This is a genomic window from Bradyrhizobium sp. AZCC 2289 (assembly GCF_036924615.1).
In the GTDB taxonomy this organism is placed as follows: Bacteria; Pseudomonadota; Alphaproteobacteria; order Rhizobiales; family Xanthobacteraceae; genus Bradyrhizobium.
Map to the genome: position 1 here is coordinate 4,267,689 of NZ_JAZHRY010000001.1, position 24,917 is coordinate 4,292,605.

Consider the following 24,917-nt stretch of genomic DNA (forward strand, 5'->3'; position numbering starts at 1 on the left):
CTCAGGGAATAGGGATGAGTCCTTTGGGCCTCATCCCCTCCGACGTCAGCCTCAACGCCGCGATCGCGGTTTGCGCCATCGCCTTTGTGTCGGGCACCGCGCGCGGATTTTCCGGCTTCGGCTCCGCGCTGATCTTCATGCCGCTGGCGAGCAGCATCGCCGCCCCTCGTCTGGTCGCCGCACTGCTGCTGATTATCGATTTCATCGCGGCCGCGCCGCTGCTTCCAAATGCCTGGAAGCAGGCCGACCGCAAGGCCACCGCGGTCATGGTGGTTGGCGCCCTGGTGGGCGTACCGATCGGGACCTACTTCCTCAGCCGGCTCGAGCCGGTGACGACACGCTGGATCATCTCGGGATTCGTGTTCGCGCTGTTGCTGCTGCTGCTTTCGGGCTGGCGCTACCGGGGCAAGGACCATGCGGCGATTTCCGTCGGCATCGGCGGACTATCCGGCTTTTGCAGCGGGCTGGCGCAGACCGGCGGGCCGCCGATCGTCGGCTACTGGCTGGGACGGCCGATCGCTTCCACGATCGCGCGCGCCAACATCCTGCTGTTCTTCGGCGCCTCGGATTTCTTTTCCGTGGTGAGTTACTCCCTCACCGGGTTGATCACGGCGGATTCGATCAAGTTTTCGCTGGTGGTCGGCCCGGTCTACGCCATCGGCGTCTGGTTCGGCGCGTCCTTGTTCGGCAAGGCCAGCGAGGCGCTGTTTCGCGCGATCTGCTACGCCCTGATCGCGGCGGCGGTTCTCATCGGCCTGCCGGCGCTCGACGGCGTGCTGCGCAGCGGCTAGGCTGGCTGCAACGGACAAGAAAATTCAGGGGGAGAGCGTTATGATCGATCGCCGCAATGCGCTGAAACTGGCGCTCGGCAGTGCCGCAGCACTGGCCGCGCCTGCCCTATTGGCGCAGGCACCGACGAAACCGCGCACGAAAATCGTGTTCCTCGGCACCAAGGGCGGGCCACGCGTCGGCGTCGGACCTTCCAACCCGGCCAATCTGGTGATGGTGAACGACACGCCGTTCGTGATCGACTGCGGCATGGGGGTCAGCCACCAACTCGTCAGCGCCGGCGTGCCGCTGGAATCGGTGAAGTATATTTTCATCAGCCATCACCATTCCGATCACAACCTCGAATACGGCAACCTCGTCTACAACGCCTGGGCCACCGGCCTGTCGTCGCCGATCCACTCGTTCGGCCCCAAGGGCATCGAGGCGATGACGCAGACTTATTGGGAGCTGAACAAGTTCGACATCGATACACGCATCGAGGACGAAGGCCGCCCCGATCCGCGCAAGCTGTTGATCGCCAAGGACATCACCGAGGACGGCGTGGTGCTGCAGACGCCGGACGTCAAGGTGACCGCGTTCCGGACCCCGCACCCGCCGATCACTGACAATTTCGCCTACAAGTTCGAGACGCCGGATGGCACGATCGTGTTCTCCAGCGATACCAATTACAATCCGAAGCTGGCCGAATTCGCTGAGGGAGCCGACGTGCTGGTGCACGAAGCGATCTATCTTCCGTGGGTCGATCGCCTGGTGACCCGGGTCAAGAACGGCGCCACGCTCAAGAAGCACCTGCTCGAGAGCCACACCGCCGCCGCCGAAGACGTCGGCCGCATCGCCGACGCCGCGCAGGTCAAGGTGCTGGTCATGAGCCACCTCGTGCCCGGCGAACTCGACGTGACGGACGAGCAATGGAGCAGCGAGGCGAAAAAGCACTTCAAAGGCCGCCTCATCATCGCCAGGGATTTGATGGAATTGAAGCTGCCGGTGTAACGCGATCCGCGCTTCGGCCCTACCATCAATTGATCGGCGTTGCCGATCTTGCCGGCGCCGAACGCCGCCGTTGCTTCGGTGCCCGCGCGGGCGCTTCCATTGGCTCGGCATCCCTCAGGGCGCCGATCCGCCGCAGCGCCGCTTCGGCCGCGCGTTCGCCGCTCTCCCAGGCGCCGTCGATGGTTCCCCACAGCGTCTCATGGGTCGCTTCGCCCGCGAGATACATGCAGCCGATCGGATCGGTGAGGATTTTGCGCGCGGCTTGCCCGCCCGGCGCGGCCACCGACATCGCGCCCAGCACGTGGGGTGAGGCATTCCAGCGCGTCGCGCTGGATTTCTTCACGGCGGCGGCAACATCGCTGCCGAACAGCTTTGTCAGCCACTCCACCGCGAACGCCGCCATCGCCTGCTCGCCCTGCGCGGACAGGTCGCGGCCGAACGAGCCTGCGACGTCGATCGTGCAGAGCGATGAGCCGCCCATGTTAGCGTAGAGCAGCGCGGTGCGCGTTGAGTTGCTCTGCTCAACCAGGATGTCGTCGCGCGATAAGCCGAGCGGATTGCCTGATATCTGCAGCGCGATCCGGTCGTAGCTGCCGAGGCTCAGTTTGGCGGCGGCATCTAACGTTCGCTTGGGGATGTCGGGGTCGAATTTCAAGTTGCCGGCGGCGAGAACATTGCTCGACACTGTGATGACGGCGGCGCGCGCGACGATCTTGCCAGCCGGCGTTTCCACCGTGACGTCGCGTTTGCTCCAGGAAATGCGTTTGGCCGGTGTCGACAGCGACACTGGCAGCTGTTCGCCAAGTTTTGCGATCAGCGCGCCCAATCCCTGACGGCAGGCGATCGCAGTGTTGCGATCCTGCGCGCGGGCCTTGTCGACGACGGAGACATCCTTGAGGTCCTTGCCCGAAAAATTGGCGCCGAGCAAGAACTCCGCCGTGCCCGCCCAGTCGCCGAGATCCTTTGGCAACACCGCCGCACAGGCGACGTCGGCCTTGCGCGAGGCGTCGTCGATGGCGCGGTTGGCGCGCACCAGAGCGGCCAGAAATTCCTCGGTTTCGCCTGGGCGAGCGTTGCGGCGACCGATGCGAATCTTCTGGCCTGAGGGCGCGGTCGTGATCTCAAGCCCCGCGGCGCGCGCGAGCCTGATCATCGGGTTGGTCTCGGGATTGTGCATCCAGCGCGCGCCGCGATCGAACGGCACCTCGAAGGTCGAGATATCGGTCTGACAGCGGCCACCGATCTGGCTCGCCGCCTCCACCACGATCACCTTGCGGTTCGCGGCCTGGATCCGCCGCGCCGCAGCAATGCCGGCGGCGCCGGCGCCGATCACAACAATGTCAGCCTCGCGTGACAATTGCGCGCCAAAAACCCTGCCGCCAAGCATCGGCGTCACCGCGAGGCCAGCGGACGCCGACAGGAAATCGCGGCGGGTCATTGTCATGTCATGGTTTCCGGAGACTTGAAAGAAAGAGAACAGCTAGCGAACTGTGCCGCATCTCACGGCGCGCAGCAACACTCATGGTAAATCAATCATGATTGATCGACGCGGTGCATGAACTAAATTGAAACGGCTTGCGACCATGCTAAGGGACAAGAAAAAAGCGGACGGGAAGCCGCTCTTGGGGAGAGTTTCATGGGCGTAATGCTCGATACCATCGGCCAGCTGATTGCGGGGTACCTGCAGAAGGAAGTCCCGGGCTATGAGCCGTTCACGCCCAGCGATCCGGAACATCTGCGTGGCGTGATCCAGGCCGGCGACGTCCTGCTGGTCGAAGGCAACAACCGGATTTCCGGCATCATCAAATACCTCACGCAGTCGACCTGGTCGCATGCCGCGCTGTATGTCGGCGCAATCGATGGCGCGACCGAACCCGACGGCGAGCCGCATGTCCTGATCGAGGCCAATATCGGCGAAGGCGTCACCTCGGCGCCGCTGTCGAAATATTTTCCCTATCACACCCGCGTGTGCCGCCCGGTTGGGCTGTCCTATGAAGACCGCACCACGGTGTGCCGCTATGCCATCAACCGGATCGGCTTCGGCTACGACACCAAGAACATCGTCGATCTGTTGCGCTATTTGATTCCGTTGCCGGTGCCGCAGCGCTGGCGGCGGCGCATAATTGCGTTCGGCTCCGGCGATCCCACCAAGATCATCTGTTCGGCGCTGATCGCGCAGGCGTTCGACGCCGTGCGCTATCCGATCCTGCCCAAGATCACCCGCGCCGCCTCCCGGAAGGCCCGGCGCGAAATTCTGCACATCCGCGATTCGTCGCTGTACATGCCGCGCGATTTCGATATCTCGCCCTATTTCGAAGTCGTCAAACCCACCATCGTGCACGGCTTCGACTATCTGGCCCTGCACTGGGCCGACAAGCAGAAGCCGCTCCAGGAGGTAGCCGGCGAATTCGGTGTGTTTCCAGAGATCGAGTCGCCGACAACTGTTCCTGAAGAGATTGACCAAGAAGCGCCGCTTCCGGTTGCGGAAGTGAGCGAAGCCGCGCGGGTCGAGCGCGTGACCGTGTCAGAGCATTTCCTCGCGGTCGAGTATGTTTCGGTGCGACCCCCAGAGCGCCGCGCCCGTCCCCGCGGGAAGGTGGCCGCTTAGACCGTGCATCGATGGCCCTCTCCTCGGCATCATCAGTTCGGCCGGGCGCTGCCTTCATACATGAACGTCATCGGCCTCGGCCCCGGGATATAGCCGGTCTCGATCCGGTCAATAGCAAAACCCGCGCCTTCGATCATCGAGCGAATCGGGCGATTGAGATGGCAGCCTCCGCTGCAGCATTTCCATACTGGCGTCAGCCGATCCTGCCACCAGCGCACGCCCGCGTCGGGTGCCTGACCGTGCTCGACGAACAGGAGCTTGCCGCCCGGCCGCAATACGCGCCGCATCTCTGCGAGTGCGGTAGCGGCGTGCGGGATCGAGCACATGGTCCAGGTCGTGACGATGGTATCGACGCAATGTTGGTCGAGCGGAATGGCCTCGGCGGAAGCCTCGAGGAAGCTGACCGGCGTCTTCGCCTGGTTTGAGACGCCACGCGCCATACGCACAAGCCGTGGCGACGGTTCGAGCGCCAGGACCTCCTGCACGGACGAACGATAGAACGGCAGGTTCAATCCCGAGCCGACACCGATCTCGAGCACCCTGCCCTCCGCTGCACCAATCACGCGCTCGCGAAACGGCAGGAGTTGCTTGTTGCGCATCGCAAGATCGCAGAGCCTCGGCAGGATGACGTCGTTGTAAAATCCCATCGCGCACTCCTGAATTCCTGACGCCGGGAGGACGTCATTCCGGCCAATGTGGGCACGGAACCGTCGCACGGAAGGCCCTGCGTCGCCATGGTGCGGATATTCCGCTGTCCCATTACAGAGGCGTGATCCGGATCAACGCGCGATGGGCATGCGGATAGCTTCAGGCTGCAACTCCTGCTTGGGCTCCGAGCATGCGAGCCAGCCGGCGTGAGACTAGCGGTCAGACCGGCCAATCACCGCCATCAGTTCCGCGATCTTTTCCCGTTGGTCGGCCTTGTTGCCGCTGGTGATCGCATGTTCGACGCAATGCGACACGTGATCCCTCAACACCTCTTCCTCGACGCGCCGCAGCGCGGCACGCACCGCGGAAATCTGCGTGACGATGTCGATGCAGTAGCGGTCCTCGTCGACCATTTTCGACAGCCCGCGGACCTGGCCTTCTATCCGGCTCAGGCGCTTTTGACAGGAAGCCTTGATGTCTTTTCGCATCCCGCCTATATACCCCTCCAGGGTATAGGTTACAAGTGGATATTGGGAAGGTGCGATGAGCGAAGCGAAGACCGGTTGCTGCAGCGGGGCTCACGATCATGCCGCCCACGGCCATGGCGACCATCATGCCCACAGCCACGCAACTGCGCGCGACCCCGTCTGCGGCATGTCGGTCGATCCCGCGACCGGCAAGCATCGGTTTGATTACCGCGACGAGACTTTTCATTTCTGCTCGGCCGGCTGCCGGACCAAATTTGCCGACGATCCCGCAGCCTATCTCGAAGGCAGCAAGCCGAAAGCCGACGTGCCTGATGGCGCGATCTACACCTGCCCGATGCATCCAGAGATCCGTCAGGCCGGCCCCGGAAGCTGCCCGATCTGCGGCATGGCGCTGGAGCCCGATGTCGTAAGCCTGGATACGCCGCCCAACCCTGAACTTGCCGACATGACGCGCCGGTTCTGGGTCGGCCTTGTGCTGGCCCTGCCGGCCGTCGTTCTTGAAATGGGCGGACATCTGATCGGCGGGCACGGCTTGATCGATCAGACCTTGTCGAACTGGATTCAGCTGGCCTTTGCAACACCCGTCGTGCTCTGGGCGGGCTGGCCGTTCTTCGTGCGCGGCTGGCAATCGCTGGTGACGCGGAATCTCAACATGTTCACCCTGATCGCGATGGGCACCGGCGTAGCCTATGTCTACAGCCTCGTCGGCACCATCGCGCCAGATATCTTTCCGGCGACTTTCCGCGGACATGGCGGCGCGGTTGCGGTCTATTTCGAAGCCGCCGCCGTCATCACCGTGCTCGTCCTGCTTGGCCAGGTTCTCGAACTCCGCGCGCGCGAGGCCACATCGGGCGCCATCAAGGCGCTGCTCGAACTGGCGCCCAAAACCGCGCGGCGCATCGGCGACGACGGCGCCGACCACGAGGTCGAAATCGACAGCCTGCAGGTCGGCAACAGATTGCGCGTCCGGCCGGGCGAGAAGGTGCCGGTGGATGGCGTCATTCTCGAAGGCCGCTCCGCGCTTGATGAATCGCTGGTGACCGGCGAATCCATGCCGGTCACCAGGGAGACCGGCGGCAAAGTGATCGCGGGCACGCTCAATCAATCCGGCGGGTTTGTGATGCGCGCCGACAAGGTCGGGCGCGACACGCTGCTTTCGCAGATCGTCAAGATGGTGGCGGAGGCGCAACGCTCGCGCGCGCCGATCCAGCGGCTGGCCGATCAGGTGGCCGGCTGGTTCGTGCCGACCGTGATCGTCGTGGCGCTGATCGCCTTTGCCGCCTGGGCCTGGTTCGGACCAGAACCGCGGATGGCGTTCGGCCTCGTTGCCGCCGTCTCCGTGCTCATCATCGCCTGTCCCTGCGCGCTCGGGCTTGCCACGCCGATGTCGATCATGGTCGGCGTCGGCCGCGGCGCGCAGGCCGGCGTCCTGATCAAGAACGCCGAAGCGCTGGAGCGGATGGAAAAAATCGACACGCTGGTGGTCGACAAGACGGGAACGCTGACCGAGGGCAAGCCGAAGGTGGTTTCGATCGTTGCCGCGGCCGGCTTTCAGGAAGCCGAAATCCTGCGGCTGGCCGCCAGCGTCGAGCGCGCCAGTGAGCATCCGCTGGCCGACGCGATCGTCAGGGCCGCCCGCGAGCGCAACCTCGATGTGACCAAGGTCGAGGATTTCGATTCGCCGACCGGCAAGGGCGCGACCGGCAAGGTCGACGGCAAGACGGTTCTGTTGGGCAATGCGAACTATTTCGCGTCGCTCGGCATCGAAACGCAGGCGTTGCACGAACAGGGCGAGCGCCTGCGCGGCGACGGCGCCACGGTGATCAACATCGCCGTCGACGGCAAACTGGCCGGACTGTTTGCCATCGCCGATCCCGTCAAGGCGACGACGCCGGAGGCGTTGAAGGCGCTGGCGGCGGAGGGCGTCAAGGTCATCATGCTGACCGGAGACAACCGCACCACGGCGAGCGCCGTCGCGCGGACGCTCGGGATCACAGATGTCGAGGCGGAAGTGCTTCCGGATCAGAAGAGCGCGGTGGTCGCCAGGTTGCAGAAGGCCGGCCGGATCGTCGCCATGGCCGGAGACGGCCTCAACGACGCCCCGGCCCTTGCCGCCGCCGAAGTCGGCATCGCCATGGGCACCGGCACTGACGTTGCGATGGAGAGCGCCGGCATCACGCTGTTGAAGGGCGATCTCGGCGGCATCGTTCGCGCCCGCCTTCTGTCGCAGGCGACCATGCGCAACATCCGCCAGAACCTGTTCTTCGCGTTCATCTACAACGCCGCGGGCATTCCGATTGCGGCCGGCATTCTCTATCCGGCGTTCGGCCTGCTGCTGTCGCCGATCATCGCCGCCGCTGCCATGGCGCTGTCATCGGTGAGCGTGGTCGGCAATGCGCTGCGGCTGCGGGTGACGCGGCTGTAATTCAGCCGCATCGCCTGCCGGCTTCGGGTTATCACGCCGCCTTGGCCGCCGTTCCGCAGGGCAGCCCGGCGCGGGCCAGCCCGCCATATAGCGTCTCGCCCGGCATTTCCGCGCGCAGGATCGCGCGCACCGCGATCAGTTTCTCCAGATCGATGCCGGTCGGAAATCCCTTGCTCTCGCACAGGAACACGAGGTCCTCGAACACCACATTGCCGGTGGCGCCGGGCGCGAACGGGCAGCCACCGAGCCCGCCGAGCGAGCCGTCGAGCACGCGCGCACCGGCATCGAGCGCGGCGGACGCGTTCGCAATGCCCATGCCGCGGGTATCGTGCAGGTGAACGCAGACCGGCTTTGATCCGGCGATCCTGACCGCGCCCTTGGTCAACTCACCCACCTGCTTCGGCCCGGCATAGCCAACGGTGTCGGCGATCGCGACCATATCGACGCCCGCCTCATACAATTTTTCGGTCAGCCGCAGCACCTCATTGGGATCGACGGGACCGACGATCGAACAGCCCAGCGCCATCGAGATCGCGGCATTGACGACCGGTCTGTGCGCGCTGGCGTCGCGCAATTCGCAGAGACGCTTGACGTTGGCGATGGCGGATTCGCGCGAGCGGTTGGCATTGGCCTGGCTGTGCTCCTCGGTCGCCGAGACCACGGTGGCGACTTCAGCAACGCCAGAAGCCAGCGCCTCGTTGACGCCGCGCTCGTTCAGCGCCAGTGCGATACCGTACGCGCCGGGCAGCGACGCCACGGCCTGGACGATATCGCGCACGTCGACGAATTGCGGAAACGTTTTGGCGGGCAGGAATGAGCCGACCTCGAAATTCCGCACGCCGGCGGCGTATTCGTCGCGGATCCAACGCTGTTTTGCTGCGGTCGAGGGAAACTTCTTCACCAGCTGCAGGCCGTCGCGCAGGCCCACTTCGCGCAGGATCACTTTGTTGTCGGGATAAACATCTTGGACGCGGGTCATCTCAGGCCTCATGCAGCGTTGTCGGTTGAGGAACGATTCTGTCGTTCGAGTTCGGCGCGAACGGCATCGGTGTCGGCGCCGAGCACAGGCACTTTGAGTCCTTCGCCGATATTACCGCCATTCCATTCAATCGGAAGCGCGGGAACCCGGAACGGGGCACCGTCGGCATTGAAGTTCTGCACCAGCCCGCCGGGGCGCAGCACGTGCGGATCCCTTAACAAATCTTCGGGGCGGTTGATCGGCGAGAAGCAGATATTGAGTTCGTCGAGCTTGGCCGATAGATCCGCCACGTTCCAGCGCTTGATCACTTCAGCCACGCGCGGAATGATCCGGGCCCGCGCCAGAATGCGGTCGGTGGTGTTGCGCAACGTCGGATCGTCGGAAAATTCCTGCAAGCCGAACTCGCGGCAAAAGCTCTGCCAGTGGCCCTCGGTGACGACGCCGATGAAGATGCGGCCGCCGCCGGCGGTGTCGAAAATGTCGTAGATCGGCCAGGCGTGCTCGCGTTCCGGCATCGAGCGCGGCTTCCGGCCGGTCATTTCATATTCGACCATGTGCTGCGCGACCAGGAACAGGCAGTTCTCGAACAGCCCGATGCGGATATCGGCGCCGTCCTTGCTGCCGCCGCGCTTCTGGTACAGCGCGGCGAGGATCGAAATCGCGCCGAACATGCCGCCCATGATGTCGTTGGCGGACGAGCCGACCCGCTGCGGCTTTTCCTGGGTGCCGGTCATGGCGGCGAGCCCCGACATCATCTGCACGACCTCGTCGAGCGCCGGGCGGTGTTCATAGGGTCCGGACAGAAAGCCTTTGTGGCCAGCGACGATCAGGTGCGGATGTTTTCTGCGCAGCTCTTCGGTGCCGAGGCCCTGCTTCTCCAACTGCCCGTCGCGAAAATTCTCCAGAAAGACGTCGGCGCTGGCGAGCAGCCGATGCATCGTCTCGCGGTCTTCGGCCTTGGCGAAGTCGAGAACGACGCTGCGTTTGCCGCGGTTGAACAGCGGGAAGAACGAGGTTCCCATGCCGCCGAGAGAGCGGGTCTTGTCGCCGGCGGGCGGTTCGACCTTGATCACCTCGGCGCCCAGTTGCGCCAGAATCATGCCGCAGGTCGGACCCATCACCATATGGGTCATCTCGACGACCCTTACGCCGTCCAGCGGCAGTCTCGTCCCGGTCATGTCTTCTCCCGTACTTGTTGGATCTTGGTCCTAAGCTAGGCCTTCACACGCCATCTGAAAAATATAATCTGTCGAATAGTGCATTCACCCTTCTAGAACGCAAATTCAATGGATTCGCGCCAGCTTCGATATTTCATCGCCGTTTACGAGCAGCGCAACCTGTCGCGGGCGGCGGATCAGGCCAATGTGGCGCAATCGGCGCTCAGCCATCACATATCCAACCTCGAAGCCGAGTTCGCAATGCCCTTGTTCGAGCGCAAGCCGCGCGGCATGGAACCGACCGCGGCGGGTGAACGGCTCTATGAGCATGCCCGCATCATCCTGCGCGCGATGGCGGCAGCCGAGCGCGAGATCAAGGCAGGCGGCAGCGTCATCGCCGGCGACATCTCGATCGGCATGGCGAATTCCGGCGTCAAGGCGATCGGCGTGCCCCTGATGCGGACCGTTCTGGCGAAATATCCCAATCTAAAGCTGTCGCTGACCGAGAGCCTCTCGGGCGCGACCTTGCTGCACCTGATGGCCTCCGAGGTCGATCTCGCGCTGGTCTACAATCCGCCGTCGGAAAAGGACCTGATCGCCGAACCGGTGCTGGAAGAGCAGATGTTTTGCGTCGGCACCGCAAAACTGATCGGCAAGAGCAAGGCGCCGATCACCTTCGAGGAGCTGACGCGGCTGCCGCTGATCCTGCTGCGCCACGGGCTCTCATCCCGCGCCTTGCTCGACGATCCCGTGCTGCTCAAGCGGCTCGAGGCCAATGCGATCCTGCATCTCAACTCGATCAGTGGCACCACCGGCGCGCTGCTGGCCGGATTGGGCTGCGCGATTGCGACAAAGCTGTTCGCGCAGGAACAGCTTCAAGGGGGAACGCTGATCGCCCGCGAGGTGATCGAACCCACTTTGACGCGCACGCTCTATCTGTGCCGGCTGCGCAACCGGCCCATGACCTATGTGATGGAGGAAATGCGGCGGCTGATGCTGGCGCTGATCGCCGAGCAGGTCGGGCGCGGCGCCTGGGAGGCGACGCTGCTGATCTAAATTGCTACGCTATCGAAGATATCGAACGCTTTGATCGATATGTTCTTCTGGATTTCTGGCTCGTAAGCGCCAAACATGGCTCCAGCTGGCACGTCCTCGCGAAGAAGGACGGCTGATCGGGTGTTTCGGGGAGGAATTCATGAGCGCAATCGAAATCGGCGCGGCAAGCGATGTCGCGGCCACATCCGGTGGGGCGGACGAGATATCGCGGCGGCTCGAGAGCCTGCCGGCCTCGTCCTATGTCTGGCGGCTGGTGATCCTGCTGTCGCTCGGCGGCTGTTTCGAAATCTATGACCTTTTCTTCACCGGCTATATCGCGCCCGGCCTCAACCGCAGCGGCCTGCTAACGACCACGACGCAGGCCTTCTTCGGTTTCTCGGGGATCGGCGCCTTCGTGGCCGCGACCTTTGCCGGCCTGTTCGTCGGCACCTTTTTTCTCGGCTTTCTCGCCGACCGGTTCGGGCGGCGGGCGATCTTCACCTTCGCGCTGCTCGGCTATAGCGCGGCGTCGGTGATCATGGCGTGTCAGACGTCGTCCGAAGGCCTTTTGCTGTGGCGGTTCATCGCCGGGATCGGCATCGGCGTCGAGATCATCACCATCGACGCCTACATCACCGAGCTGGTGCCGAGCTGGATGCGCGGCCGCGCCTTTGCCGTCAATCAATGCGTGATGTTCATCGCGGTTCCCCTGGTCGCGTTCCTGTCGTGGTGGCTGGTGCCGCTGCAGCCCTACGGCGTCGACGGCTGGCGCTGGGTGGTGCTGATCGGCGCCGCCGGCAGCATGGTGATCTGGGTGTTGCGGCTGTATGTGCCGGAAAGCCCGCTCTGGCTCGCGCGCCACGGCCGGACCGATGAAGCGTTGAAGATCCTGGCCAGGCTCGAAGCCGCCGCAGGCCCTGCCGCCGCGCGCCCGAAACCCGTCACGAACAAGACGCCGGCACGTGCGCCTGCGGCAGTGGGTTTTGCGGAGCTGTTCAGGCCGCCTTATCTGTCGCTGGTCGTGCTGTTCATGGTGTTCAACTTCTGCCAGGCCTTTGGTTTTTATGGCTTTGCCAATTGGGTCCCGACGCTGTTGGTCGAAAAGGGCATCACCGTCACCAAGAGCCTGCAATATTCCTTCATCGTCGCGTTCGCCTATCCCATTGCACCCCTGCTGGCCGCAAGCTTTGCCGACCGGCTGGAGCGCAAATGGATCATCTGCGGCGCCTGCGTGGCGATCATCGCGTTCGGCGCGGCGTTTTCGCAATTCACCGCGCCGGCGCTGTTGATCCTGAGCGGGGTGCTGCTGACGGCGGCGAACATGACGATGTCCTACGCCTATCACGCCTATCAGACCGAAGTGTTTCCGACCGCGATCCGCGCCCGGGCGTCGGGCCTCGTCTATTCGATGAGCCGGGTCAGCGCGATGTTTTCGGGCTTCATCGTCGCCTACATGCTGCGCGTCGGCGGCGTCAACGGAGTGTTCGGCCTGATTACCTCGGCCATGATCCTGGTCATCATCGCGATCGCGACCTTCGGTCCGAACGTCCGCGGCAAGCCGCTCGACGCCTGATCGCGCGCTCCTGACATTCGATCTTAGGTTGCGCGCGGGCGTAACCCGCGATAGGCTGCGCGCGGGCAACCTTGGGGACCGAGGAGTGCGCCATGATAGCCGATCGCAAATGGGTTGAGAGAAATCTTGGCTTCGATCCGATCTCGACGCCCCCGCCCGCCGCGGCCTTCACCGTCAAGACGGTGGCGGCATCCGCCGTCAAGCGCTCCGCCAAGGTCGCTCCGGAAGATTTCCAGCGCGAAATAATCGACTTCGATTCGGAGGCGCCCGAAGGCCGCGAGTTTGTCGCCTTCAGCACCGCGACCGGACTGTCGCGCTTCACCGACATCCCGTGGCCGAAGGGATTGGCGCCGCAGACCGGACCGAAGCCAAAAGGCACGGGCAACGGCCCGCTGCCGAAGGCCGACGTGCTGGTGGTGACTTGGACCGTCGACGAGGGCCACGCGCTGAGCCGCGTGCTCACCCCCGGCAAGGACTCCCGCAACGACTACGTTTCCTACACGCACAATTTCGCGACCCTTTCCAAGAAATTCCGTAAAGGCGCCCCGGCGCTGCAGGCCAAACGGCTCGGCGCCTACTGGACGACGAAGATCGGCAAGAAATCGGTCGTGGTCTTCAAGTCGGACTCCCACATGTCGCAGGATGGTCCGCAACTGCCGAACATCGACGTCTGGCGTCAGATCATCCAGGAAGTGAAGCCGAAGCTGGTGATTACCACCGGCACCGCGGGCGGCATCGGCAAGCTAGTCGAGGTCGGCGACGTCGTGGTCAGCCCGGTGGTCCGCTTCGACTGTACTTCGAAGTTCAAGAAGCAGCCGTTTGCGATGGCGCACTACACCAGCTCTCCGGCCAAATCGTCGAAATTTGCCGTGGCAAAAGGGCTGTTCAAGGCCAATTCCGCCCAGCTGCCGAAGGACAACACGCGCCCGCCCAAGATCATCAAGGTGGCGCCGGCGGATTTGAAATCCTCGGTCGTCACCACCGACCTGTTCGGCTTCGATACGTCGGACAATCACTACAAGCTGCAGGGGCTCGGCGACGTTTCCGAAATGGGCGACGCCATTCTGGGACTGGTGGCAAAGGACATGAGCAAGAGCGCGCCGCGCTGGCTCGCGATCCGCAATGTCTCCGACCCGCAGATCAAGGCCGAAGGGACGCTGCGGCAGCAGGCGCAGGTCGCCGCCACCATCTACAAGGGTTATGGGCGGTGGAGCTCGGTCTGCAGCGCCATCACCTGCTGGGCCAGCATCGTGGCGGAGCCGTAGCTCCGAGGCCGCCGCGTCCTGGACTTCCGGGAAATCAGAACGGCAGCGCGACGTCGTATTTGATCTCTTTCAGGATCACATTCGTCCGCACGTGACGGATGCCGGGGATCTTGAACATGAAGTCATCGAGAAAGCGGTTGTAGGCCGCCATGTCGCTGACGACGACCCGCAGGTGATAGTCGGCGTCGCCGGTGGTCGCAAAGCATTCGAGAACCTCCGGCCGCTTGCGAACGCGCACGACGAATTCGGAGACGAATTTCTCGTCGTGGCGGTCGAGCGAGACATGCAGGATGGCCGACATCGAAAACCCGGCCTTCTCGCGATCCACCAGCGCCGTGTACCGCGCAATGACGCCCGCCGCCTCCAGCGAAGCGACGCGGCGCCAGCAGGCGGACGAGGACATGCCGACGCTGTCTGCCAGTTGCTGGTTGCTCTGCCGGCTGTCGTGCTGGAGCTGCTGCAACAGCCGCCCATCAAGCGGGTCGATCATTTCCTGGCCTTCCCTGATCTGAACAATTTATCCAGAATATGGCCAATTGCCGAACATTTATACCCAAATCCCCGTATTTCCCGGGAAATCTGGAAAATCCTGTCCGTGAATTGGCAGATACTTCCGTCGACCTCCTCATCAGGACGACGGACATGCTGGACATATCAGACGCGCCGCAGCCGAACCTGGACCATTATTCGCTCGAGGACCGCTACATCAGGCAAAGCGGCCGGGTGTTCCTTACGGGCACCCAGGCGCTGGTGCGCATCCTGCTCGATCAGCGCGACCGCGACATCGCTGATGGGATCAACAGCGCCGGTTTCGTTTCGGGCTACCGTGGTTCGCCGCTCGGCGGCGTCGACATGGAGCTTTGGCGCGCCAAAAAATTCTTAGCCGATCGCCGTATCGAATTCCTCCCCGCCGTCAACGAAGACCTCGCGGCGACAGCAGTCTTGGGATCGCAGCAGGTCGAGACCAACCCGAAGCGCGAAGTCGATGGCGTATTCGGCCTCTGGTACGGCAAGGGCCCCGGTGTCGATCGATCCGGCGACGCGCTGAAACACGGCAACGCCTACGGCTCCTCCCCGCACGGCGGCGTCCTCGTCGTCGCCGGCGACGACCATGGTTGCGTCTCGTCGTCGATGCCGCACCAGTCCGATGTCGCCTTCATGGCGTGGTTCATCCCGACGCTCAATCCGGCCAGCGTCAGCGAGTATCTTGCCCTCGGCGAATATGGCTACGCGCTGAGCCGGTTTTCCGGAATGTGGGTCGGCTTCAAGGCCATTTCGGAAACCGTGGAATCCTGCGCCTCGGTCGATCTTCCCGCCCGGCGTCACTTCATCCGGCCCGAATACGACATGCCGCCGGGCGGTTTGCATTACCGCTGGCCGGATCTTCCCGGTCCGCAGATCGAGCACCGCCTCGAAGCCAAGAAGAATGCGGTGCTGGCCTTCGCCGCGGCAAATCCGATCGACCGCAAGATCTACGACATTCCGGATGCGACCTACGGACTGGTCACCACCGGCAAGGCTCACCTCGATCTGATCGAAGCGTTGCGGCTCATCGGTCTTGGCGAGACCGAATGCCGGCGGCTCGGCATCGATATCTACAAGGTCGGCATGGTCTGGCCGCTGGCGCACCACGACGCGCTGGAATTCGTGCGCGAGAAACGCGAAATCCTCGTGATTGAGGAGAAGCGCGGCATCATCGAGAGCCAGTTCAAGGAGTATTTCTACGATTATCCCGGCCACAAGCCGGAATGGATGGTCGGCAAGACCGACGAGAACAACGCACCCTTGGTGCCGTGGGTCGGCGAATTGTCGCCGCGCCTGTTGGCGCCGATCGTGGCGCGGCGGCTGGATGCGATATTCCCGAATCTCGACCTGCAGTCCCGCGCCGCAAGATTTGCGCCACAAAGCACCGGCATCGTCGAGATATCCGGCGCGAACCGCACGCCCTATTTCTGTTCCGGCTGTCCACACAATACGTCGACCAAGGTGCCCGAAGGCTCGCACGCGCTGGCCGGCATCGGCTGCCATTTCATGGCAAGCTGGATGGATCGCGAGACCACGTCGCTGATCCAGATGGGCGGCGAAGGCGTGAACTGGGCGGCCTCCTCGCTGTTTACCGGCCGCGATCACGTTTTCCAGAATCTCGGCGAAGGCACCTATTATCATTCGGGATCGATGGCGATCCGCCAGGCGGTCGCCGCCAAAACCAACATCACCTACAAAATCCTGTTCAACGACGCCGTCGCCATGACCGGCGGTCAGCCCGTCGATGGCCCGATCAGCGTCCACGGCATCGCCCACGAAGTCCGCGCCAACGGCGTCGCGCGGATCGCGTTCGTTTCCGACGAGCCCGAGAAATTCAATGCGCGGGATTTTCCCGCCGACGTCACCTTCCATTCGCGCGGAGAGCTCGACGCGGTTCAACGCGAGCTGCGCGAGATTCCCGGCGTCAGCGTCCTGATCTATGAGCAGGAGTGCGCCACCGAAAAACGCCGCCGGCGCAAGCGCGGTCAGTTGGCCGACCCGCCGAAATTCGCCTACATCAACGATCTCGTCTGCGAGGGATGCGGCGACTGTTCGGTCGAATCCAACTGCCTCAGCGTCGAGCCGAAGGAAACCCCGTTCGGCCGCAAGCGCCAGATCAACCTGTCCTCGTGCAACAAGGACTTTTCCTGCCTCAACGGCTTCTGCCCGAGTTTTGTCACGGTCGAAGGCGCTACGCGGCGCAAGAAGCAGGGTCTTGAAATCGACGTGCTGGCCCGGGCGAAGCCGCTGCCGGAACCCGAACGCGCGGAGATCACCACGCCCTTCAACCTGCTCGTCACCGGAGTCGGCGGCACCGGCGTCATCACGGTCGGCGCGCTGGTGACGATGGCGGCACATCTCGAGGGCAAGGGCGCGTCGGTGCTCGACTTCACCGGCTTTGCGCAAAAGTTCGGCCCGGTCATGAGTTTCATCCGGCTCTCGGCGGAGCCCTCCGACATCAATCAGGTCCGCATCGATCGCGGCGCCGCCGACGCGCTGATCGGCTGCGACATCGTCGTCAGCTCTTCATCCAAGGCAACGACGACCTATCGTCCGGCGATGCGCGCCGTCATCAACATGGCTGAGATGCCGACCGGCGACATTGTGCGGAATCCGGATGCAAGCCTGGCCGGACCGATGCGGCTGCAAAGCATCACGCGCATCATTGGATCGCAAAATATCAGGAGTTTCGACGCCAACCGGATTTCGGACGCTTTGTTCGGCGACACCGTTTTCGCCAATGTGATCATGCTCGGCGCCGGCTGGCAGCAGGGCCTGGTTCCGGTCTCGATGGAAGCGTTGATGCGGGCGATCGAACTCAACGGCGTTGCCGTCGAACAGAACAAGCGGGCGCTTGCGTGCGGCCGCCTTGCCGTGGCCGATGAACATTTCACCGCGCAGCTATTGGGACAAACGCAGCCCGAGGAGACGCTGGATCAGGTCATCGCGCGCCGCGCCGATTTCCTCACATCTTACCAAAACGCAGAATATGCCGCGCGCTATCGCGCCACCGTGGACCGCGTTCGTGCGACCGAGCGCGATCGGGCAGCCGGATCGGAGTTGCTCACATCAGCGGTGGCCCGCGCATTGTTCAAGCTCATGGCCTACAAGGACGAGTACGAGGTGGCGCGCCTGCATACGCAGACCGGGCTCCAGGACAAACTGCGGCGCGAGTTCGAAGGCGACTTCACCATCAAATATCATCTGGCGCCGCCCTTCCTGTCCGCGGGCAGGGATTCGCGGGGCCGGCCGTTGAAGCGGCAATTCGGTTCATGGATCGAGCCCGCTTTCCGGATGCTGGCGCGTCTGAAGATTTTGCGCGGCACGCCGCTGGACCTGTTCGGTTACACCCACGAACGCCGGATGGAACGAAATTTGATCGCGTGGTACGAAGCCCTCTTGACGGAGCTGCTTCCCCTTCTACATGCGGGGACTGCCGGTTCGCTGGCCGAAATCGCGTCCCTGCCGATGGAAATTCGGGGATATGGACCGGTCAAGCAAGTGGCCGTCGAAAAGGTGAAGGCGAAGATCACAAACCTTCGCAACAAAGGATGAGACCGCCATGTTGGACGCCGCCGTCAAGGCGCTATCGCAAATCCTGTCGCCGCCGATGCGCACCATTCTGTGGCGCTCGATCGGGCTGGCGCTGGTGCTGGTCAGCGTGCTGGCGATCGGATTGCAGCGGTTGTTGAGCTGGCTTGCGGAGAATGGCGAAACCTGGGCGGAGGCCATGCTGGGCCCCGGCTTCCACTCGACCCTCAATGTCCTCGCCTGGATCATCTCGATCGCCGCCGGCCTCGGCGGCATCTTCCTGATGCCTGCAATCACCTCGCTGGTCGCCAGCGTGTTCGTCGACGACGTCGCCGATCATGTCGAGCGCGAACATTATCCGGCGGAGCTTCCCGGCACCGCGCTGCCGCTCGGCACAGCGATCCCGGAAGGCGTCAAGACCGCGCTGCTGACCATCCTGGTCTATCTGATCGCGCTGCCCTTCGTGTTCGTCGCGGGCGCCGGCTTCATCGCGTTTTTCATCGCGACCGCGTGGCTGTTGGGACGTGAATATTTCGAACTTGCGGCGATGCGGTTCCGCTCGCCGGCGGAAGCCAAAGCGATGCGCAAGGAAAACGCCGCCATCGTCTTCACCGCAGGCCTGATCATCGCAGCCTTCGTATCGATCCCGATCGTCAATCTGGCGACGCCGTTGTTCGGCATGGCCTTCATGGTTCACATGCACAAGCGACTGAGCGGCCCGCGGCCGGAACTGATCGAGCAGGCGCGGCGGCGGGAAGTTTCCGCGCGCTGACGGCATCTGCCGCTTACGGCGGCACAGCTACGCCGCACTTCCGCAGCACACCCTTGGCAAAACCGAACGGCGCCGGCGTGAACGGACCCGGCGGCGCCCGGGTGATCAACGCCGTGAGCAACAGCGCGACCATCGCCAGCCAGAAACACAGCCAGAAGCCGTCGATATAGGCCAGCGTATTCGCCTCGCGTGCCACCTGGGCCGAAAGCGTTCCCATGGCGCGCGCTGCGGCTGTTCCTGCGCCGTGGCTGGCAAAGAAATCCGAGAGCTGCTTGAGCATGCGGGTCACATCGACGCTGCCGTTTTCAATGTGCTGTCCGAGATAATTGGAGTGGATCTGTTCGCGCACGCGCAGCCAGGTCCCCATCAGCGCCACGCCGATCTCGGCCCCGCCGAGCCGCATGATCTGGATATAGGCGGCGAACGAGGTCGCGCGCGCCGGATCGGAATTGGACACAGCGAGGATGATGATCGGCAGCAAGGTGAACGCCTGCCCGATCGATAGCAAAACGACGATGGTGACGAAATCGCCGCGCGCCCAGTCGTGGCTGAGTTGCGTGCCCAGCAAATTGGCCGTGGCGAAAGCCGAGAGCCCGACTACGAGCACGGTGCGGGGATCGAAATGCCGCAGCAGAAAGATCGATACCGGCACCAGCACGAACATCGGCAGCGCGCCCCAGGTCAGCAGCAGCACACCGGTCTGTTCGGGCCTGAGCTGACCGACGACGCTGAGAAAGTTCGGCACCAGCGATGAATTGGACAGGCTGGTGAGGGTGTAGAGCAGAATGACAACCAGCGAGAGCCCGACATTGCGCGAGAACAGCACGTTGACGTGGGCCCAAGGCTGCGGAACCAGCGCCTCGTTGATCAGGAACAGGACAAACAGCACGCCGCCGCCGAGCAGCAGTGCCATGACCGTGCCGGATTCCAGCCAGTCCAGCCGATTGCCCTGATCGAGACCGGCATAGATCATCGAGACCGAGGTGCCGAGCAGCAGCATGCCGCCCCAGTCGGCATCCCGCAGCAGGTTGCGGTTGACCGGTTCGGCCGGCGTACCGAGATAGACCATCAAGCCCATCAGCGGCGCGATCGCCACGCCCTGCCAGTACAGCCACTGCCAGCCCCAATGATCGACGTAAAAGCCGACCAGCGAGGTGCCGCTGTCGAGCGCGAAGCCGACCCGGATGGAATAGATCGAGATCGCCGGCAGCCACCATCGGATCGGCAAATTGCGGAACACGATCATCAACGTCGCGGGCACGAACGTCCCCAGCAACATGCCGTGCACGACGCTGAGCGCGATCAGCGTGGTGTAGTCGTGGACGAACGGGATTGTCAGCGAGACCAGGGCATAGGCAAGGCTTGGAATGCCAAGCACGCGGCGCAGGCCGAATACGGTGGCGAGCCAGGCAACGGCCGGCGCGATGAAGATCTGCGAACCGATCGCCGCGGTGCTGAGCCAGGCGCCCTCGTCGAACCCCAACGAAAAGGCGCCGCGCAGATCCGGCAATCCGACCGATGTCAGCCGGCTGTCGAAATTGGCCAGAAAAGAGCCGAGCAGCACGGCGGCGACCGCAAACAGCGGGTGGCGCGCGATGCCGCCGCGCGAGACCGGCCCGAGCGCCTGGTCGGCTGCGATCGTGTCAGTCATCGGTCTGAATGTTGGTCACGACCGACATTCCCGGCAGCAGGCGCTCCAGCAACGGCTGGTTCTTGTCGAGCTCGATCCGGACCGGAACGCGCTGGACCACTTTGGTGAAATTGCCGGTGGCGTTATCGGGCGGCAGCAGCGCGAATTGCGAGCCGCTGGCGGGCGAGACCCGCTCAACGCGGCCGTGCAGCTTCTGGTTCGGAAAACTGTCGACCGTGATGTCGACGGGTTGGCCGGGCTTGACCCGCGTGAGCTGGGTTTCCTTGTAATTGGCTATCACATAGACATTGGGCAGCGGCACGACATTGATGAGGTTGCTGCCGATATTGACGTAATCGCCCGGCTGGACCTGACGCTCGCCGACGACGCCGTCGAACGGCGCGACGATTTTGGTATAGCCGAGCTTGAGCCGCGCCGAGGCAAGGGCGGCCTGCGCGCCCAGCACGTCGGCGGCGCGTTGCTTCTTGGTTCCGGCCAGCACTTCCATCTGGTGACGCTGCGCGGCGATCACGGCCCGGCTGGCGCGAACATCGGCCTGCGCCTTGGCGTAGGCCGCGGTCGCCTGTTCGAATTTTTGCCTTGTGCCGGATTCGGTCTGCGACAGCGATTGCTGGCGTTCCTGTTCCTGCTTTGCCTCGACCTCCTGCGCGGCCGCCGATACAAGCTGGGCTTCGGCCTGCGCGATGGTCGCGTATTGCAGTTCGACCTGGTTGTTCAAATTGTCGAGCGCGGCTTGCGCGGCGGCGACGCTGGCCTCGGCCTGGGCGACCTGGGCCTGGTAGTCGGCGGGATCGATCTGAACCAGCAAATCGCCGGCCTTGACGCGCTGGAAATCGTTGGCGGCAACACTGAGGATTTCGCCGGCGACCCGGCTGCTCAGCCGGGTCATCTCGGCGCGGACATAGGCGTCATTCGTGGTCTGCACCGTGGCATTACCGACCCATGCATCCCAGCGCAGCGTCGCCAGCGCGATGAAGCCGAATGCGGCTAGCACCGCGAACAGCGGAATCGCGAAACGGCCCCAGGAATTGCGCAAGGCAGCCGGCGGCGGTGAGGCCGGAGGAGCAGCCGGCGGAGGCGGCGCCACAGCTATCTTCATTGCGGGCGGCGGGCTGGTTTGTTCCTGCTGACTCAAGGCAATCCCCTCACTCATTCTTCCGAATGCCGGACGAGGCTATCAAGGCATGATGCATGCCGCAAACCGTCGTGTGAGGCCACTGGCAGAGATGATCGATCAGGCATACCGCGCGGCTGGTGCCGCAGGGTCAACCCGACCGGTTCCGCGCCAATGGCACCAACAGCAGTCCGGCGATCGCGACGCAGGCGAGCATCGCCCAGGCCTCGTTGATGCTCAATGCGAGCGAGGCTTTTTCGACCATCGGCCGGACGAATGCCACGGTAGCATCGTCCGGCGGTCCCGGCGGCCGGTTCACAAACGTGGCTACGCTTAGCCCGATCGCCTTCGCGGCCGTAACATCTCCCGCCAGCAGGCGGGTGCGAAAATCCTCGGCATAAATTCCGATCCGGCCGTACAGGATGGTATCGATCAGAGCAATGCCGATGGCGCCGCCCAAATTCCGCATCAGATTGAACAGGCCGCTGGCGTCCGCCACCTCCGCTTCCGGGAGCGCACCGAGCGCAATGCGGGTCGGCGGCAACAGGCAGAACATGATCGCGATGCCGCGCACCACTTGCGGCAAAAACATCTCGTCGAAATCGGCGGTGCGAGGCTGAAACGCGCTCAGGCCCAGCCCCAGCGCGAACAGAGCGAAGCCGCAAGCCGTCAGCAAGCGGGCGCCGATCCGGTTTTCGAGGATCGCGGCGAGCGGCGCGGTGACGAGTTGCGCGACCCCGGTGACGAGCATGATGGTGCCGATCTCGAACGCATCACGGCCGCGCACGAAGGCGAGAAACACCGGCATCAGATAGACCGAACCGAACAGGCCGACGCCAAGGCAAAAGCTCAAGGCGCAGCCGGCCGCGAACGAGCGCCGCTTCAAGGTCAGGAGTTGCACGACCGGATGCGCCGATCGCAAGCTGCGGCGGACCGAGAGGGCGATACCGAAGGCGCTTGCCGACAACAGGCCGATGCATGTCAGCGACCACCAGCCACGGTGCGGCGCTTCCTTCAGCCCGATCTCGAGGCTGGCAAGCGCCGCCGCCAGCAGGATCAGCGTTAACCCGTCCAGTTTTGTCAGTTCGTTCAGATCGGTTTGCTGACGCGGCAGCAGCAACGGTGCCGCCGAGGCTGCGATCATTCCGGGAATGACGTTGATCAGAAACAGCCACGGCCACGACCAGGTTTCCGTGATCCAGCCACCGACGACGGGTCCAACGGTCGGCGCCAGCACCGCGACCACGCCGCCGACCGTGGTGGCGACGGCGTGAAGCCGGGGCGGGAACAGCAGGAACACCGCTGAAAACACCGCGGGGATCAACACACCGCCGGAAAATCCCTGCACCACCCGGAACACCAGCAGCACGGCAAAATGGCCGCTATAGGCGCAACCGATCGACGCCAGGGTAAACAGCGAGACGGCTGTTACGAACAGCCACCGCAAGGTCAGCACGCGCGTGAACAGGCCGGTCAAGGGGATCGCGATCACCTCGGCGATCAGATAGGCGGTCTGGATCCAGCTCATGGCGTCCGGGGAAATCGCAAGCGCATGCTGGATCGCCGGCAATGAGGTCGCGACCACCTGGATGTCGAGGATGGCCATGAACATGCCAAGGCACATCAACAGGAAGCCGGCCCATGTCGCCACGGCCGGCGCGACCGTTCGAGGCTCCGCCTGCTCGCTCACGGCGCCCTGCATGCGCGTTGACCGTCGACGGCGGACAGCGCGCGGGCCTCGACGCGAATCCGGATCACGAGCACCGCGGCGTTCAAGGCCGTGAAGATCAGCGCCAGCAGAGGCAGATGCAGCGCGAGCGGCAGCAGCGCGATCTCGGCGGCGACGACGGCATAATTGGGGTGCGAAAAATATTGGTAGGGTCCGGATGCGACCAGCGGCTCGCCCGGCAGCACGATGACGCGCGTGGTCCATCGCGGCCCGAGCGTTGCGAGAATCCATGCGCGAAAGCCCTGCAGCGCGACGAACAGCGACAGCGCCACGAGGTTCACGTCCTGATCGCGACCCCAGACCCACAGCGCGATCAGCCAGGCGGCATGGACCGCCACGACCAGCGGATAGTGATCGGCGCCGATCTCGATGGCGCCGCGCGCAAGCAGCCTGCCGGTGTTGTATCGCGACAAGACGAGCTCGCCGATCCGCTGCAGCGTGACCAGCGCAAGAATGACGGCCGCGAGGCTCACGCAGCGTGCCGCAGCGCGACGCAGCTTGCGGTGAAGCCGGGCCCAAGGGCGGTCAGCAGCGACCGCGACGGCAGGCCGTGGGCGCGCGCGCGTTCGAGCACGAACAGCACGGTGGGCGACGACATGTTGCCATAGTCGGCGATAACTTCGCGCTCATGGTCGAGCGTGCCCTGATCGAGCGACAGCGCCCGTTCAAGCGCTAGAATGACCTTGGTGCCGCCCGGATGACAGACGAAGCGATTGATATCGCTTGCCGACAACGCCATCCGGGACAGAATTTCCGTGACGGCCGGCCCGATATTGTCCCGGACGAAATCGGGAATCGTGCGCTGAAAGATCACGCCAAAGCCTTCGGGATCGACGCTCCATCCCATGATGTCGAGCGTATCGGGCCATTGCTTTTCGCCGGCGGCCTCGATCCGGGTCGCGCCGCCGTCGCCGGCGCGCAGAATGGCTGCAGCTGCGCCGTCGCCGAACAGGCTGGCAGCAACGACGTTGGCCTTGGTCAATTCATCATGGCGCACTGCAAGGGTGCAGAGTTCGAGCGCGACCAACAGCACATTGGTGCCGGGCCGCGCCTGCGCCAGCCTTGAAGCGATCGACAGGCCGGAGACGCCGCCGGCGCATCCCAAACCGAATACCGGCACGCGCGACACGTCGCTGCGGAAACCAAGCTGGCCCGCGACCCGCGCTTCCAGCGTCGGCGTCGCAATGCCGGTCGAGCATACCGTGACGACCGTGTCGATATCGCCGGCCGAAAGATCCGCCTGCGCCAGCGCCTTGCGCGCGACGTCGACGAACAGCGCCTCCGCGCCTTCGAGAAACGCCCGCGTTCGCTCCGGCCAGCCGCGCCGCTCGAGATACCATTCCATCGGTTTGACGCCGTAGCGGTGGCGTATTCCGGTGTTGGCAAACAGGCTCGACATGGTTTCGAACTGCGGATAGCGGTCCGCCAACAGCTTGCTGGCTGCTTCCAGGATTTGCTTCTGATGAAACAGATGCGGGGGAACCGAGGTCGCAAGCGAGACCAGTGCGGCCTTGTCATTCATATCACTCACCCTGCTCACTCACCCTGCGTCTGGTACCTCGTTATATGAACCTCGCGGTGTGGCGAATATTTCGGATGCCGCCGATGCCGGGCACGCCGGGGCATCACTATAAATTG

20 protein-coding genes are annotated in these 24,917 nt (G+C 63.8%); 9 read left to right on the forward strand and 11 right to left on the reverse strand.

The annotated features are described in order from the left end of the window. Positions 1 to 14 precede the first annotated feature (14 nt). On the forward strand, positions 15 to 791 hold the full coding sequence (locus V1289_RS20315; protein ID WP_334398538.1) for a sulfite exporter TauE/SafE family protein: 777 nt from the start codon (positions 15 to 17) through the stop codon (positions 789 to 791). A gap of 40 nt (positions 792 to 831) precedes the next feature. Then, positions 832 to 1,779 (forward strand): MBL fold metallo-hydrolase, encoded by a 948-nt coding sequence (locus V1289_RS20320; RefSeq protein ID WP_334398539.1) that lies wholly within the window; start codon positions 832 to 834, stop codon positions 1,777 to 1,779. Positions 1,780 to 1,804: 25 nt separating this feature from the next. Here V1289_RS20320 and V1289_RS20325 read toward each other — a convergent pair whose 3' ends face one another. Next, complete coding sequence (locus V1289_RS20325; RefSeq protein WP_334398540.1) at positions 1,805 to 3,223, reverse strand: flavin monoamine oxidase family protein; 1,419 nt, start codon at positions 3,221 to 3,223, stop codon at positions 1,805 to 1,807. Positions 3,224 to 3,415: 192 nt separating this feature from the next. Here V1289_RS20325 and V1289_RS20330 point away from each other — a divergent pair, with 192 nt between their 5' ends. After that, entirely contained in the window at positions 3,416 to 4,387 is a 972-nt protein-coding gene (locus V1289_RS20330; RefSeq protein ID WP_334398541.1) for a YiiX/YebB-like N1pC/P60 family cysteine hydrolase, read from the forward strand. A gap of 32 nt (positions 4,388 to 4,419) precedes the next feature. Here the strand turns inward: V1289_RS20330 and V1289_RS20335 are convergent, their stop codons facing one another. Together V1289_RS20335 and V1289_RS20340 are read right to left on the reverse strand one after the other, a co-directional pair. After that, on the reverse strand, positions 4,420 to 5,034 hold the full coding sequence (locus tag V1289_RS20335; RefSeq protein ID WP_334398542.1) for a class I SAM-dependent methyltransferase: 615 nt from the start codon (positions 5,032 to 5,034) through the stop codon (positions 4,420 to 4,422). A gap of 213 nt (positions 5,035 to 5,247) precedes the next feature. After that, on the reverse strand, positions 5,248 to 5,523 hold the full coding sequence (locus V1289_RS20340) for a metal-sensitive transcriptional regulator (protein ID WP_027540012.1): 276 nt from the start codon (positions 5,521 to 5,523) through the stop codon (positions 5,248 to 5,250). A 55-nt stretch (positions 5,524 to 5,578) separates the two neighbouring features. On the opposite strand from V1289_RS20340, the gene V1289_RS20345 reads away from it, so the two are divergent. Continuing rightward, positions 5,579 to 7,948: a heavy metal translocating P-type ATPase gene (locus V1289_RS20345; protein ID WP_334398543.1), complete on the forward strand. Its 2,370-nt coding sequence runs from the start codon at positions 5,579 to 5,581 to the stop codon at positions 7,946 to 7,948. A 31-nt stretch (positions 7,949 to 7,979) separates the two neighbouring features. Here the strand turns inward: V1289_RS20345 and V1289_RS20350 are convergent, their stop codons facing one another. Together V1289_RS20350 and V1289_RS20355 are read right to left on the reverse strand one after the other, a co-directional pair. Then, on the reverse strand, positions 7,980 to 8,927 hold the full coding sequence (locus V1289_RS20350) for a hydroxymethylglutaryl-CoA lyase (protein WP_334398544.1): 948 nt from the start codon (positions 8,925 to 8,927) through the stop codon (positions 7,980 to 7,982). Between the two features lie 8 nt (positions 8,928 to 8,935). Continuing rightward, positions 8,936 to 10,105 carry a CaiB/BaiF CoA transferase family protein gene (locus V1289_RS20355; RefSeq protein WP_334398545.1) on the reverse strand — a complete coding sequence of 390 codons (1,170 nt, stop codon included), beginning with the start codon at positions 10,103 to 10,105 and terminating at the stop codon, positions 8,936 to 8,938. A gap of 108 nt (positions 10,106 to 10,213) precedes the next feature. On the opposite strand from V1289_RS20355, the gene V1289_RS20360 reads away from it, so the two are divergent. From V1289_RS20360 to V1289_RS20370, 3 genes are all read left to right on the forward strand, one after another. Next, positions 10,214 to 11,140: a LysR family transcriptional regulator gene (locus V1289_RS20360; protein WP_334398546.1), complete on the forward strand. Its 927-nt coding sequence runs from the start codon at positions 10,214 to 10,216 to the stop codon at positions 11,138 to 11,140. 139 nt (positions 11,141 to 11,279) lie between these two features. Then, positions 11,280 to 12,692: an MFS transporter gene (locus V1289_RS20365; protein ID WP_334398547.1), complete on the forward strand. Its 1,413-nt coding sequence runs from the start codon at positions 11,280 to 11,282 to the stop codon at positions 12,690 to 12,692. A 92-nt stretch (positions 12,693 to 12,784) separates the two neighbouring features. Then, the gene (locus tag V1289_RS20370; RefSeq protein ID WP_334398548.1) at positions 12,785 to 13,957 is read left to right on the forward strand and encodes a phosphorylase family protein; all 1,173 of its coding nucleotides are present in this window, start codon (positions 12,785 to 12,787) and stop codon (positions 13,955 to 13,957) included. A 34-nt stretch (positions 13,958 to 13,991) separates the two neighbouring features. On the opposite strand, the gene V1289_RS20375 is transcribed toward V1289_RS20370, so the two are convergent. Then, complete coding sequence (locus V1289_RS20375; protein ID WP_334398549.1) at positions 13,992 to 14,447, reverse strand: Lrp/AsnC family transcriptional regulator; 456 nt, start codon at positions 14,445 to 14,447, stop codon at positions 13,992 to 13,994. 152 nt (positions 14,448 to 14,599) lie between these two features. Between V1289_RS20375 and V1289_RS20380 the strand changes: the two genes are divergently transcribed. Together V1289_RS20380 and V1289_RS20385 are read left to right on the forward strand one after the other, a co-directional pair. Continuing rightward, positions 14,600 to 18,037, forward strand: coding sequence for an indolepyruvate ferredoxin oxidoreductase family protein (locus V1289_RS20380; RefSeq protein ID WP_334398550.1), 3,438 nt, complete (start codon positions 14,600 to 14,602; stop codon positions 18,035 to 18,037). A 7-nt stretch (positions 18,038 to 18,044) separates the two neighbouring features. Further along, entirely contained in the window at positions 18,045 to 18,785 is a 741-nt protein-coding gene (locus V1289_RS20385; protein WP_334398551.1) for a sulfate transporter family protein, read from the forward strand. Positions 18,786 to 18,798: 13 nt separating this feature from the next. Here the strand turns inward: V1289_RS20385 and V1289_RS20390 are convergent, their stop codons facing one another. From V1289_RS20390 to V1289_RS20410, 5 genes are all read right to left on the reverse strand, one after another. Next, positions 18,799 to 20,436: an MFS transporter gene (locus V1289_RS20390; protein ID WP_334398552.1), complete on the reverse strand. Its 1,638-nt coding sequence runs from the start codon at positions 20,434 to 20,436 to the stop codon at positions 18,799 to 18,801. Continuing rightward, on the reverse strand, positions 20,429 to 21,571 hold the full coding sequence (locus V1289_RS20395) for an HlyD family secretion protein (protein ID WP_442896039.1): 1,143 nt from the start codon (positions 21,569 to 21,571) through the stop codon (positions 20,429 to 20,431). Before V1289_RS20395 ends, V1289_RS20390 begins: the two co-directional genes overlap by 8 nt. 130 nt (positions 21,572 to 21,701) lie before the next feature. After that, the gene (locus V1289_RS20400) at positions 21,702 to 23,240 is read right to left on the reverse strand and encodes a DHA2 family efflux MFS transporter permease subunit (protein WP_442896040.1); all 1,539 of its coding nucleotides are present in this window, start codon (positions 23,238 to 23,240) and stop codon (positions 21,702 to 21,704) included. Then, a complete protein-coding gene (locus tag V1289_RS20405; protein WP_334398553.1) occupies positions 23,237 to 23,752 on the reverse strand; it encodes an isoprenylcysteine carboxyl methyltransferase family protein in 516 nt (171 codons plus the stop codon). The genes V1289_RS20400 and V1289_RS20405 overlap by 4 nt, the downstream gene beginning before the upstream one ends. After that, positions 23,749 to 24,801, reverse strand: coding sequence for a type III polyketide synthase (locus tag V1289_RS20410; RefSeq protein ID WP_334407571.1), 1,053 nt, complete (start codon positions 24,799 to 24,801; stop codon positions 23,749 to 23,751). Before V1289_RS20410 ends, V1289_RS20405 begins: the two co-directional genes overlap by 4 nt. Positions 24,802 to 24,917 lie beyond the last annotated feature (116 nt).